Origin of the sequence: Mycolicibacterium houstonense, from assembly GCF_900078665.2 — a bacterium.
GTDB lineage: Bacteria > Actinomycetota > Actinomycetes > Mycobacteriales > Mycobacteriaceae > Mycobacterium > Mycobacterium houstonense.
Genome location: NZ_LT546207.1, coordinates 5,489,636 through 5,502,277, shown reverse-complemented (window position 1 = coordinate 5,502,277; position 12,642 = coordinate 5,489,636). Strand labels below are relative to the sequence as shown.

General features: G+C 66.7%; 14 protein-coding genes. 3 read left to right on the top strand and 11 right to left on the bottom strand.

All coding sequences use genetic code 11. The features are described from left to right. Window positions 1-9: 9 nt before the first annotated feature. From BN4332_RS27745 to BN4332_RS27725, 5 genes are read right to left on the bottom strand one after another with little or no spacing between them, the layout of a single operon-like run. Window positions 10-279, bottom strand: a complete 270-nt coding sequence (locus BN4332_RS27745) for a flagellar basal body-associated FliL family protein (RefSeq protein WP_066902752.1) — start codon at window positions 277-279, stop codon at window positions 10-12. Further along, window positions 276-1,670: a dihydrolipoyl dehydrogenase gene (lpdA, locus tag BN4332_RS27740; RefSeq protein WP_066902750.1), complete on the bottom strand. Its 1,395-nt coding sequence runs from the start codon at window positions 1,668-1,670 to the stop codon at window positions 276-278. The genes BN4332_RS27745 and lpdA overlap by 4 nt, the downstream gene beginning before the upstream one ends. 30 nt (window positions 1,671-1,700) lie before the next feature. After that, window positions 1,701-2,195, bottom strand: coding sequence for a hypothetical protein (locus tag BN4332_RS27735; RefSeq protein ID WP_066902748.1), 495 nt, complete (start codon window positions 2,193-2,195; stop codon window positions 1,701-1,703). After that, window positions 2,188-2,466: a putative holin gene (locus BN4332_RS27730; RefSeq protein WP_066902746.1), complete on the bottom strand. Its 279-nt coding sequence runs from the start codon at window positions 2,464-2,466 to the stop codon at window positions 2,188-2,190. The genes BN4332_RS27735 and BN4332_RS27730 overlap by 8 nt, the downstream gene beginning before the upstream one ends. 35 nt (window positions 2,467-2,501) lie before the next feature. After that, window positions 2,502-2,996: a DUF779 domain-containing protein gene (locus tag BN4332_RS27725; protein ID WP_066902744.1), complete on the bottom strand. Its 495-nt coding sequence runs from the start codon at window positions 2,994-2,996 to the stop codon at window positions 2,502-2,504. A 68-nt stretch (window positions 2,997-3,064) separates the two neighbouring features. Between BN4332_RS27725 and BN4332_RS27720 the strand changes: the two genes are divergently transcribed. Both BN4332_RS27720 and BN4332_RS27715 read left to right on the top strand, forming a co-directional pair. After that, window positions 3,065-5,059: a prolyl oligopeptidase family serine peptidase gene (locus BN4332_RS27720; protein WP_066902742.1), complete on the top strand. Its 1,995-nt coding sequence runs from the start codon at window positions 3,065-3,067 to the stop codon at window positions 5,057-5,059. A 74-nt stretch (window positions 5,060-5,133) separates the two neighbouring features. Continuing rightward, on the top strand, window positions 5,134-5,400 hold the full coding sequence (locus BN4332_RS27715; RefSeq protein ID WP_066902740.1) for a hypothetical protein: 267 nt from the start codon (window positions 5,134-5,136) through the stop codon (window positions 5,398-5,400). A 261-nt stretch (window positions 5,401-5,661) separates the two neighbouring features. Here the strand turns inward: BN4332_RS27715 and BN4332_RS27710 are convergent, their stop codons facing one another. The 6 genes from BN4332_RS27710 to BN4332_RS27685 all read right to left on the bottom strand — a co-directional run bounded on the left by BN4332_RS27710 (window position 5,662) and on the right by BN4332_RS27685 (window position 11,772). Next, window positions 5,662-6,510: a hypothetical protein gene (locus BN4332_RS27710; protein ID WP_066902738.1), complete on the bottom strand. Its 849-nt coding sequence runs from the start codon at window positions 6,508-6,510 to the stop codon at window positions 5,662-5,664. Window positions 6,511-6,546: 36 nt separating this feature from the next. Continuing rightward, window positions 6,547-7,404, bottom strand: coding sequence for a polyphosphate kinase 2 (ppk2, locus tag BN4332_RS27705; RefSeq protein WP_066902736.1), 858 nt, complete (start codon window positions 7,402-7,404; stop codon window positions 6,547-6,549). A 63-nt stretch (window positions 7,405-7,467) separates the two neighbouring features. Then, complete coding sequence (locus BN4332_RS27700; protein ID WP_066902734.1) at window positions 7,468-8,997, bottom strand: aldehyde dehydrogenase family protein; 1,530 nt, start codon at window positions 8,995-8,997, stop codon at window positions 7,468-7,470. A gap of 136 nt (window positions 8,998-9,133) precedes the next feature. Continuing rightward, the gene (locus tag BN4332_RS27695) at window positions 9,134-10,282 is read right to left on the bottom strand and encodes a hypothetical protein (protein WP_066902733.1); all 1,149 of its coding nucleotides are present in this window, start codon (window positions 10,280-10,282) and stop codon (window positions 9,134-9,136) included. A gap of 402 nt (window positions 10,283-10,684) precedes the next feature. Beyond that, window positions 10,685-11,257: a phosphatase PAP2 family protein gene (locus BN4332_RS27690; RefSeq protein WP_066902730.1), complete on the bottom strand. Its 573-nt coding sequence runs from the start codon at window positions 11,255-11,257 to the stop codon at window positions 10,685-10,687. Continuing rightward, window positions 11,254-11,772, bottom strand: a complete 519-nt coding sequence (locus BN4332_RS27685; protein ID WP_066902728.1) for a mycothiol transferase — start codon at window positions 11,770-11,772, stop codon at window positions 11,254-11,256. The genes BN4332_RS27690 and BN4332_RS27685 overlap by 4 nt, the downstream gene beginning before the upstream one ends. Before the next feature lie 55 nt (window positions 11,773-11,827). Between BN4332_RS27685 and BN4332_RS27680 the strand changes: the two genes are divergently transcribed. Beyond that, on the top strand, window positions 11,828-12,642 hold an 815-nt coding region (locus BN4332_RS27680), incomplete at its 3' end, for a serine/threonine-protein kinase (RefSeq protein ID WP_160110942.1).

Sequence of the window (12,642 nt, the reverse complement as noted above, 5' to 3'; positions counted from 1 at the left end):
CGGGGTGGACTAGAGGTACGTCACCCCGAGCAGTACCAGCGAGAACACCACCGGCGACACCGGCAGCGCCCATAGGAACGCCGCCCAGGTGTGGGATTTCTGCTGGTACCTGAGCCAGCCGAGGTACCCGGCGACAGCTCCCCCGACGAGGGACAGGGCTGCGACCAACAACACCCAGATGTTGACGCCGGCCCCTTCGGTCGCCAACGTGATGGCGGCCAGCCACAAGATGTGGCCGACCACCAATCCGGCTATGCCGGCGACGATTTCGTTTCTCAAAAGTTGATCATGTGGCCGGTCAGACCGTGGAAGCACTCCTGCAGCGCCTCCGACAGCGTCGGGTGGGTGTGCACGTTGCGGGCCAGCTCATTGGCGGTCAGGTCCCACTTCTGGGCCAGCGTCAGCTCCGGCAGCAGTTCGGACACGTCCGGCCCGATCAGATGCCCACCGATCAGCTCGAGGTGCTTCTTGTCGGCGATCAGCTTCACGAACCCGGTCGGGTCGGCCAGGCCGTGTGCCTTGCCGTTGGCGGTGAACGGGAACTTGGCGACGACGACGTCGTATCCCTCGGCCTTGGCCTGCTCCTCGGTGAGCCCGAAGCTGGCCACCTGCGGCTGACAGAACGTCGCGCGCGGCATCATCCGGTAGTCGCCCAGCGCCAGAGTCTCTGCGCCACCGATGGTTTCGGCCGCGACCACACCCTGCGCCTCGGCCACGTGAGCCAGCTGGAGCTTGCCGGTGACATCGCCGATGGCGTAGATGTGCGGCACGTTGGTGCGCATGTAGTCGTCGATGCCGATGGCCTTGCGGTCGGTCAGGGCCACCCCGGCCGTCTCCAGGCCGAAGCCCTCGACGTTGGGCGCGAAGCCGATGGCCTGCAGCACCTTGTCGGCCTTGAGCTCCTCGGACTTGCCGTCCTTGCTCACCGTCACCTTGACGCTGGAGCCGTCGTCGTTGATCGCCTCGACCTTGGTGCCGGTGAGGATCTTCACGCCCAGCTTCTTGTACTGCTTCTCGATCTCCTTGGAGACCTCGGCGTCCTCGTTGGGCAGGGCGCGCGGCAAGAACTCGACGATGGTGACGTCGACGCCGTAGTTCTTCAGCACGTAGGCGAACTCCATGCCGATCGCACCCGCCCCGGCGATGATGATCGAACCCGGCAACTCGCGCGAGAGGATCTGGGTTTCGTAGGTGACCACGTTGTCGGACAGCGAGGTGCCCGGCACCAGACGGGTCGACGAGCCGGTGGCGATGATCGCGTTGTCGAAGGTGAGCTCTTCGGTCCCGCCCTCATTCAATTTCACCGACATCGACTTGGGCCCGGTGAAGGTGCCGTAGCCGTGGACTTCGGTGATCTTGTTCTTCTTCATCAGGAAGTGCACGCCGGCGACGCGGCCGTCGGCGACCTTGCGGCTGCGGTCGAATGCGGCACCGTAGTCGAAGGTGGCCTCGCCGCTGATACCGAAGGTCTTGGCTTCCTTGTTGAAGATGTGCGCGATCTCCGCATTGCGCAGCAACGCCTTCGACGGGATGCACCCGACATTGAGGCAGACGCCGCCCCAGTATTTGGGTTCGACAATTGCGGTGTTCAGCCCCAGTTGGGCGGCACGAATGGCCGCGACGTATCCACCGGGACCGGCTCCGAGAACGACAACGTCAAAGTGGGTCACGACCCCACCCTAGTGGGCGGCGCAATGGTCCTACCGGGCGATCCAGCCGAACACGTAGGCGCCGTAGTAGACCGCCGCGGCCGCCACCGCCGCCAGCGGAGCCGACATCAGCGCGATGGCCAGGGCCGATATCACCGGTTTGCGTTGCGCAGTCGATGCGAGCAGGGCCCCGACTGTGGTGACGACGACATACGCCAGCACCACATACACCGGCCAGGTCTTGTCCACGGATCGGTACCAGTAGTAGTACATGCCGGCCCCGGCGGCCGCGGACACCAACCACACCCCGGCCAGCACGCCGACGAACGTCCACCACTTCACGGACAGGTAGGAGCCCTCCACCACCACCGGGGGAACGGGGGCGGGCAGCGGCGCCGAGGGTGCGTCGTCGGATTCGATCTGGTCCGGCGTCATGTCTTCGGCGGGCGTCGACATGTTCGTCGGCTCGTCGACGACGACGTCGTTCTCCCCGGTGTCGAACAGCGGGGTGAAATCAGCCGTGGAGGTGTCGACGTTCTCAGGCATGGGATGCCACCTGGATGATCGCCAGCGCGCCGAACCAGCCGGGCGCGATGGCCAGGACAAAGGCGCCCAGCGCGGTGACCCACCGCCGCCCCGAGGCCAGGACCAGCAGGATCCCGAGGGCACCGGGTACGCCCAGGACGAGTGCGATCACCACATCGGGCCGGACCGTGGCCGTGACCAGCAGCGTGGTGGCGACCCCCGCCAGCAGCCCGACCGCTACGCCGACCGACATGGCACCGGTCAGCAGCCACGCCCGTGGCAGCGGAATCACTCTTCGACGATAACGCCGCGACCCGCGACGGCCCGCTACATCCGCGCGGCGCGTCCCCCGGGCACCGGGCAGGCGTCGGCGGCTTCGTCGACGATGTGGCTGCCGGTATCCGGGGGCCGGACACCGGCACTGTATTCGGCACCGGTCACCGGAGGTGCCTCCGCGAGCAGCTCGTTCTCGGCGTCGCTGAAGGCTCGCCCGCGGGACAGGAACCGCATGCCTTCCGGCGCTTCCAGGCTGAAGCCACCGCCGCGCCCGGGGACGACGTCGATCACCAGCTGGGTGTGCTTCCATGCCTCGAACTGCGGCCCGGAGATCCACACCGGCACTCCGGTGCCGACGTCGAGCACACCCAACAAGATGTCGCGGTCACCGACGATGAACTCGCCCTCCGGGTAACACATCGGCGAGGACCCGTCGCAGCACCCGCCGGACTGGTGGAACATCAAGGACCCGTGCCGCTCCTGCAGCCGCGCCAGCAGATCGGCAGCGGCCACGGTGATCAGGGCCCGCGCCGGTGCTTGACCCATCACGTCCTCGTTTCTGTCGGGCAACGGTGTTGTTCAGCTCACACTACGCGCGTGGTCACAATGGGTAGGTGGCAGCGGACCCGTACCTATGGCTTGAGGACATCACCGGCGACGACGCGTTGGCGTGGGTGCGTGCCCACAACGAGCCGACGATCGCCGAGCTGAGCGGCGAGCGGTTCGAGGCGATGCGCTCGGAGATCTTGGAGATCCTCGACACCGACGCCCGCATCCCCTACCCGGGGCGCCGCGGTGAGTACCTGTACAACTTCTGGCGCGACGAGGCGAATCCGCGCGGCCTGTGGCGGCGAACCACGCTGGAGAGCTACCGCACCGACGACCCCGACTGGGACGTGATCCTCGATGTGGACGAGCTGGCGCGCACCGAGGACGAGAACTGGGTGTGGGCCGGGCCCGAGGTGATCGAACCGGACCACACGCTGGCCATGATCAGCCTCTCCCGGGGCGGCGCCGACGCCACCGTGGTGCGCGAGTTCGACATGCGGACAAGGGAATTCGTCGCGGGTGGATTCGAGCTGGCCGAAGCGAAGTCCTCGGTGTCCTGGGAGGACGAGAACACCCTGCTGGTGTGCACCGACTTCGGCGAAGGCTCGATGACCGAATCCGGCTATCCGCGGATCGCCAAACGATGGCGTCGGGGCCAACCCCTGGCCGAGGCGGAGACGGTGTACGAGGCCGAGCCCACCGATGTCCGGGTGATCGCCTCCGTCGACCGGACGCCGGGCTTCGAGCACACGCGGCTGGGCCGCTACACCGACTTCTACCACCGGATCCGTTATGAGGTGCGCGACGGCGAGCTCATCGAGCTCAAGGTGCCGACGGACTCGTCGCTGTCGCTGCACCGCGAATGGCTGCTGATCTCACTGCGGACCGACTGGCAGGTGGATGGGGCCACCTATCCGGCCGGTGCGCTGCTGGGCACGAAGTTCGACGACTTCCTCTCCGGCACAGGCGAGCTCGCGATGGTCTACGAGCCCGACGAGCACAGCAGCCTGTCGAGTGTGCAGTGGACGAGGGACAAGCTGATCCTCATCACGCTGCGTGATGTCGCCAGCCACGTCGAGATCGTCACTCCGGGGACGTGGGAACGTCGCGACGCCCCGGACATCCCGCCCGCGACGGACACCATCGTCGTCGACGTGGACCGCTTCGGTGACGAGGTCTTCTACAACTCAAGCGGATTCACCACCCCGTCGCGACTGCTGTACGGCACCGCGGGCGGCCCCCTGGTGGAGATGAAGTCCGCCCCGGCGTTCTTCGACGCCGACGGCATCAGGGTCGAGCAGTTCTTCGCCACCTCGAAGGACGGTACGAAGGTCCCGTATTTCGTGGTCGGACGCCGCGACGAGCCGAGCCCCACGTATCTGTACGGCTATGGCGGATTCCAGAATTCGCTGACTCCGGGCTACGTCGGAGGGATCGGCCGGGCCTGGCTGGCCCGCGGCGGCACCTATGTGCAGGCCAACATCCGCGGCGGCGGCGAGTACGGCCCGGACTGGCACAAGCAGGCGATGCGCGAGAACCGTCACCTGGTGTATGAGGATTTCGCCGCGATCGCCGCGGATCTGGTGCGCCGCGGCATCACCACCGTCGAACAGCTCGGCGCGTCCGGTGGCAGCAACGGCGGGCTGTTGATGGGTGTGATGCTGACGCAATACCCGGAGCTGTTCGGGGCGCTGGTGTGCAGTGTGCCGCTGCTGGACATGAAGCGCTTCCACCTGCTGCTGGCGGGTGCGTCGTGGGTGGCGGAGTACGGCAACCCCGACGATCCGGCGGACTGGGAGTTCATGTCGAAATACTCGCCGTACCAGAATGTTTCGAAGGACGCTAAGTATCCCCCGATCCTGATCACCACGTCGACGCGTGACGACCGGGTGCACCCCGGGCACGCCAGGAAGATGACGGCGGCGCTGGAGGCCGCCGGGCACCGGGTGCTGTACTACGAGAACATCGAGGGCGGCCACGGCGGCGCAGCCGACAACAAGCAGGCCGCGTTCAAGGGGGCACTGACCTACGAGTTCCTCTGGCAGACCATCGGCCCCTAGGCCAGCACCCGCCCGGCGATCATCGGCAGGTCGAGGCAGGTCCGAATCCCGGGTGCCGCGTTATCATCACGGCGATGTCTGTCTTCCAGCGCTACCTGCTCATCCAGGGGATGACCTTGGTCTGCGGGATCGTCGGGCCGATATTCCTGATCGTTTACTTTGCCGCGCAACCGGATCCGACGCTGAAGTGGATGTTCTGGGCCGGCTGGGTCATCACCACGGCCGATGTCTTGATCGCGCTCGCGATCACCGAGGCGAGCACGAGGAAGGACCGGGCGCCCGCCGATGTCCGCCTGGCCGTGGCGTTCGAGAACTTTCGTCGTCGCCACGACGACACCTGACGGCATCACCGCACCCAGACTGTGCGTGTCAGGGCTACGGACCGGCGCGCACCGGAGCAGACTTCATCCATGCAATCCCTGCCTGCCCTCAAGCTGCTGGGCCGTGTCGGGCTCGCGGCTTCAAGTCCTTCTCCGTCCATCTGAGTCGCCGCGGTGTCCCGGTAGGGTTCCGGAAGTTGCAGGTCTGGAGTCCGGCGCGTCGGACATGGAGATGGCGTGTGTTTCGCGGCGAACGACCCAGGTGTAGAAACCGGCGGAAACTCAGCTGGGGCGCCGACGCAATCCGCCCAGCAGCGCCACGATGATCCCGAACACCACCAGCGCCCCGCCGGCCGCCAGCGCGAGGTTGAGCCATTGGTGCAGGCTGTCGATCGCATGGCCCACCATGGCGTCGGCGATCTGGCGAATGTCCCCGCTGGTGTGGTTGAGCGCCTCGTTGACGTACCGCCGCCCGGCCTCCAGCCCAGCCCAGCCGGCCGCGCCCACCAGGAGCGCGGAAATCCCAAGTGCAGCAAGGGCTTTACCGCGGGCCCGGGCCGCGGCCAGGGTGAACAGGGCGAAGATACCGGCCAGCACCGTCACCCCGACGCTCACCCACGGCCCCCACACCGCCAGTGGCCGCAGGATTCCGGGCCGCAGCCCCTGCGGGGCCGAGGACGCGATGGGCACCGTAAGCGTTTGCGGCACTTCGACACCGAAGTCATCCAAGGTTTCGCGGAACGACGCGTCGGACAGCATCGGCGCGAGGTCGACGACCCAACTGCCGTTCTCGTCCCGGGACAACTGATCGGTGAACATCCAGGTGTGCGCGACGCGGTTGGCCAGCGCGAACTGCCGGGGGAACGCCGAGCCAGAGGTGTAGACGCCGGCCACGGCGCGGATCCGCCGCGAGTCCACCTCCGACCCGCTCTGCGCGGCCAGGGATTGCACCTGGGTGGCAAGTTCGCCGGCCACGGCCTGCTGCAGCTGCGGGTCGGCGGCCGCGGCCTCGGCGAAGGCCGAATAGCCCTGCTGGTCGATGATGTTCTTCTGCGCCCACGCCGACGGCAGCGCGGCCGCCAGCAGGATCGTCGTCAGCACCCACAGGAACAGCGTCATGACGAAGCGCACGCCGTCCTCCTAGTTCTCGGGCGGCGGCCAGACTGTTCAGTCCGACAGGGCACGCCCCACGATCAGCGGATCGGCGTGGCCGACCACGTCAAAATCCTTGTTGTCGTAGTCGAACTTACCGAGAACGTGACGCATGGCGTTGATCCGGGCGCGTTTCTTGTCGTTGCTCTTCACCACGGTCCACGGCGCGATTTCGGTGTCCGTCCAGGCGAACATGTCTTCCTTGGCCGCGGTGTAGTCGTCCCATTTGTCCAGCGAGGCGAGGTCGGTGGGTGAGAGTTTCCACTGACGGACCGGGTCGACCTGGCGGATGGTGAACCGGGTGCGCTGTTCGGACTGGGTCACCGAGAACCACAGCTTGGTCAGGCTGATGCCGTCGTTGACCAGCATCTGCTCGAACAACGGGGCCTGGCGGATGAATTCGGCATGTTGTTTGGGAGTGCAGTAGCCCATCACCCGTTCCACCCCGGCACGGTTGTACCAGGACCGGTCGAACAGCACGATCTCACCCGCGGCGGGCAAATGCGTCACGTAGCGCTGGAAGTACCACTGGGTGCGTTCCTTTTCGGTCGGCTTCTCCAGCGCGACCACCCTGGCCCCGCGGGGGTTGAGGTGCTCCATGAATCGCTTGATCGTGCCGCCCTTGCCCGCGGCGTCACGCCCCTCGAACACGATGACGTGCCGCAGCCCGTTGCCCTGGCTCCACTTCTGCAGCTTCAGCAGTTCGATCTGCAGCAGCCGCTTCTGCTCTTCGTACTCTTGCCGCGACATGCGGTCGGAGTACGGGTAGTTCTCCCGCCAGGTGTCGACGACCTCTCCGCCGGGTTCCAGCAGCAGAACGGGGTCGTCATCGTCGTCGTCACGGACCGTGTAGCCGGTGATGTCGAGAGTCACCGGCAGACGGTATCCACCCCGGCGAACACCGAGGTGTCGCCGGGGTGAACGGCCGGTACGCGGCTACTTGGCCTTACGGCGCGGGCGTGCCAACGACAGCTTGGTCATCAGCTTGTTCATCCGGGCCAGCGCCTTCTCCGAGTTGTTGTAGTACGTGCCGCCGGCGCCGACGTTGGTGCGTGGCACCACGATGGTCTCCTGCTTGCAGAACTTGCGCACCCCGTCGAGGCCGCCGAAGCGGGCGCCGATGCCCGAGGTCTTCCAGCCGCCCATCGGCGCCGTGGTGCACATCAGGTTGGAGATCACGTCGTTGATGTTGACGGCACCGCAGTCCAGCTGCAGCGCAACGGTTTTGGCACGATCGACGTCCTTGGAGAACACCGAGGCGCTCAGCCCGTACTGGCTGTCGTTGGCCAGTCGGATGGCCTCCTCCACCGAGGACACCTTCATGATCGGCAGCGTCGGCCCGAACGTCTCCTCGGTCATGCATGCCATCGAATGGTCGACGTCAACGAGCACGGTCGGCGGGTAGAAACTGCCCCCGCCCTCCGGGCGCTTGCCGCCGGTCAGCGCCTTGGCGCCGGCGGCGACGGCCTCATTGACGTGCCGTTCGGTGATGGCGACCTGGCTCTCGTCGATCTGTGAGCCGAAGTGGTAGCCCTCGCCGGTACCCATCTTGAGGTTCTCCACGGCCTTCACGGTGGCGGCCACGAACTGGTCATAGACCGGCTCCAGCGCATAGACGCGCTCGACGGACACACAGGTCTGACCGGCGTTGAACATCGCGCCCCACACGGCGGCGTTGGCGGCCAGCTCGACGTCGGCGTCCTCCAGGACGATCATCGGGTCCTTGCCGCCGAGCTCCAGGCTCACCGGGGTGAGGCGACGCGCGGCGCGCTCCATCACCTTGGCACCCGTGGCACTGGAGCCGGTGAACTGGATGTAGTCGGAGTTGTCGATGACGGCCTCGGACACCGCGCGGGCGCCCTGCGCCAGGGCGAAAACCTCAGGTGCGCCGGAATCCAGCCAGCCGCGCAGCAGCACCTCGGCGGTCAGCGGGGTGCGCTCGGACGGCTTGAGCAGCACCGCACACCCGGCGGCCAGGGCGCCGATGGCGTCCATCATGGCGTTGGCCACGGGATAGTTCCACGGCGCGATGATCCCGACCACCGGACGCGGCCGGTAGTGCACCGCGATCTTCTTGATGGACAGGAAGGCCAGCGGGGCCGGCCGGGAGTCCGGCGCCATCGCCTCCTCGACGACCTTGATGTAGTACGACAAGATCATCAGCAGCAGCGGCACCTCCTGCGCTGCGTCCATCGCCGATTTGCCGGTCTCGGCGATCAGCAATTTTTCGATCTCGTCGCGGTGGTCACCGAGCCACACCGCGTAGCGGGCCAGCACTTTGGCGCGGCCTTTTGCGCCCCTGGCCTCCCACTCCCTCTGGGCATCTCGCAGCCCGGCCACGATCCGCGGCACGTCGGTCGCGTCGGTCCAGGTCACCTGGCCTGCGACGGCACCGGTCGCGGGGTTGTGGATGGTGCCGGAACCCGTGAACTCTCCGGTCAGATCAACATCTGGCGTCGCTGTCATGCGGCCTATGTTAATCACCGTTTGTGACCCACGTCGCATCGGGGTTGACACCTGTCAAGTGCTGGACGCGCCCAGATCGCGAAATGGTCGCCCCCGGGTGCAGGGAGCGACCATTCCGCTGATCTCGCGGGACGGCTCAGTCCTGTGCGTCCTTGGACTCCGCCTTCTTCGGGCTGAGCTTCTTGGCCGTGTTGTCGGCCGCCTCCCTGACCTTCTTCACCACCCGGTCCACGTTCGCCTTGGCCTTGTTGGCCCGCTTCTCGGCCCGGTCCTTCGCACCGTCGAGCGCGGTGTTCACGCCGGCGACAGGCACCTTGCGCTTGTTCACCTTCGGCGCGTCGGCACCGGCGTCGACATCGGCATCGGTCTCCGTGGCGGCCAGCAGTTGCGTGCGGGCGACGGAGCTGTTCGTGGGCAAGCTGCCGTCCTCGTTCACCTCGACACCGAGCACGTTGGCGGCGACGCGCACCGCGTTGCGCGCACCCAGCATCTGGTTGTTGCGGAACTGCATGAGGGCGCCGTCGCCGGTCGGGTCCGTGGGATCGCCGTTGGTGCCCCCGCCCAACGATTCGGGGAGCGCTTCGGCCAGCCCCTCGATGGTCGGATCGATCACCCACTGCGGGGCATCGATGTAGGAGCGGATCGCCTTGTACAGCTCGACGTTGTCGCCGGATGCCATCGCCTCGGCGACGGCGGCCAGACCCACGACCCCGAGCACCGCGCCGTTGACGGCCCGCACCGCCGATTCCTGCATGCCCGCGGCCAGCGCCGCCGTGTAGTTCTCGTTGGGCCATGGCTTGTCGACGCCGAGCGCCGAGGCGAACTGCGCGTTGACGGCGTCCCGCAGGCCCAGCAGTTCGTTGTTGCGGAATTGCATGAAGGCGCCGTCACCGGCCGTGGTGGTCGTCTCATGGTCCGAGCCGCCGCCGAACTCGTCCGGCAAGGTGATGGCGATCGCCTCGATCAGCGGGTCGGCGACGTAGAGCGGCGAATCGACGATCTGGCGGATCTGGGAGAACAGCCTCTCGTTGTCGCCTGCCGCGAGCTGTGCGGCGAGAACCAACGGGGTGAGCGGTGCCTGCACGAACTGATCGGCAAGCCGTTGACCGGCCAGGAACGCCAAGCCGAGTTGATTCATCCCCGCGAAACTGGCGGTCAGCGACGTCGCTGCATCGAGGACGCGTGGCGGTGTCGGCGGTGACGCCACCACCGGGGTCATGGCGATGACACTGGCGCCCGCGACGGCGACGCACGCGGTCAGACTGCTCGAGACACGACTGTTCATAGATGAAATCCCCTCGATGACTTGCTATTTGGGCTGGCCGATGGTCGGCACCGGCCGAAATTTACGCTCCATTAATCAAGATCTCAGCTTTTTCTCAGGCGGGAATCTGAAATTCGTTGCATATCCAAATACCCGGCCAACCGCCGGCGTTGCCGCGAAAACCAGAAAGTAGCCATCGAGGCTGCTCACGCACCCCCAGGAGGTTTGCCGGACCGCAGCGTCGGCCTGAAAGTCTTGCGGCACGCAACGCTGGTCACCGACCATCCCCTCGAACCATCAACGGCTACTTGATGGTTGATCGATCTTGAAAGGCCCTCAGGGGAACGGCAGCAAGGGGACACCTGACGGCTCGCCACAGAGAGTTGCCCCTGAACAAAACGTCCGGACCGGACAGGTGATCGCTCAGCGAAGTTCTGGTGAGGCGCCCGCCAGCCGGCCATGCTGCGGATGGCGGGCGACTATCGCGGCGAGGCACACCACCGATGTGCCCAGCAATACGCCCCCGACGGTGTCGGTGAAGTAGTGAAACGTCATCGCCAGTCCGATCATGCTCAGCAGAATGGCGGCGGCCGCGACGACCACCGCCCACAGCCCGGCCCCGGCCACCAGCAGGAGCAGGCCCGTTACCACCACCAGGAAAGTGGTGTGACCGCTGGGGTAGGCCAGGGCTCCGCCTTTCTCCCGGCCGAAGATGGGCTTGACCATCCGCACGATCGCGATGGCCGCGAGCGGGCTCACCACCATGGCGACCGCCAGCCGTCGCCAACCGCGCCGCAAGGCGACCACGACGGCGACCAGCAGGGCGCCAGTCAGGATCACCGGCACGGTGATGCCCAGAAAGGACGTGACGCGCGGGCTCAGGTCAACCCCGACCTGCTGAAACCAGTCGTCGATCGGCACCGGTCCGGTGCGTACCGCCCAGCCCAACAACACCATGGCGGTGAGGCCGACCGCCGGCCACCACCGCGCGATCAAGGGATGATGCCGCGCAGATACGCCGCCTGGCCCAGATGCTGGGCGCAATCGTCGATGATGCTGACCAGTCGCGCGCTCGCCGTCACCGGCGGATCCCACCGGGTGTCGACGATGCGGTCGAGCTCCTCGGGGGTCACGCTGGCGATATACGCCAAGGTCACCTTGTGCACCGCCCGGTAGTACCCGGCGAGCAGCTCGGCGGACGCGTGCACCTTCGCGACGTCCTCGGGGCTGTGACCGTAGCCGATGTCGTCCGCCGGCAGGGCGAGGCCGAACCGGTCCACCCAGCCGTCGCGGGTCCACACCTGCTCAACTCCGGCGATATCGCACAACTGCAGATCCTGGCAGCGGGCGCTGTGCCAGATCAGCCAGGCGATGCTGTTGGCCTCCGGAGTGGGCCGGTAACTCGACACCTCTTCGGTGAGACCCTCGGTGAGGTCGTCGACATGTTCGATCAGCCGGGTGAACGCGTCGCGCAGCAGTTCCCGGACGGCATCGGAATCAGCGGCAGTCATGATCCCGACGCTACTCGCGAACCAGCTCGTCACCGGCCGGACTAACATCACCGGCATGCCGTTGAATGCCGGTGACGTGTTCGCCGGGTACACGATTCAACGTCTACTCGGCTCCGGCGGCATGGGCGAGGTCTATCTGGCCCGGCACCCGCGCCTCTCCCGGCAGGATGCGCTCAAGATCATGCCGGCCTCGCTCACCAGCGACGCCCAGTACCGCAACCGGTTCAACCGGGAAGCCGACATCGCCGCCTCGCTCTGGCACCCCCACATCGTCGGACTGCACGACCGCGGCGAGTACGAGGGGCAGCTGTGGATCGCGATGGACTACGTCGACGGCACCGACGCCGCACGCCATGTCCGCGAGCGGCACCCCGCCGGGATGCCGCTCCGTGAGGCCGTCGAGATCATCACCGCCATCGCCGAGGCACTCGACTACGCCCACGATCGCCACCTGCTGCACCGCGACGTGAAACCGGCCAACATGCTGCTAACCGACCCGGATGCCGCCCGGCGCCGAATCCTGTTGGCCGACTTCGGCGTTGCCCGCCGAGTCGACGACATCAGCGGGATCACCGCCACCAACATGGCGGTGGGCTCGATGGCCTATTCGGCTCCAGAGCAGCTGCTCGGGCAGCACATCGACGGGCGGGCCGACCAATATGCCTTGGCGGCCAGCGCGTTTCAGCTGCTCGCCGGGCACTCGCCGTTCCACCATTCCAACCCGGCCGTGGTGATCAGCAAGCAACTCAACGAGCCGCCGCCGGCGCTGCGCACCGTGCGACCCGAACTGGCCGATCTGGACGAGGTGATGCGCAAGGGCATGGCCAAGGAGCCCGGCGCACGCTTCGCGCGGTGCAGCGATTTCGCCAA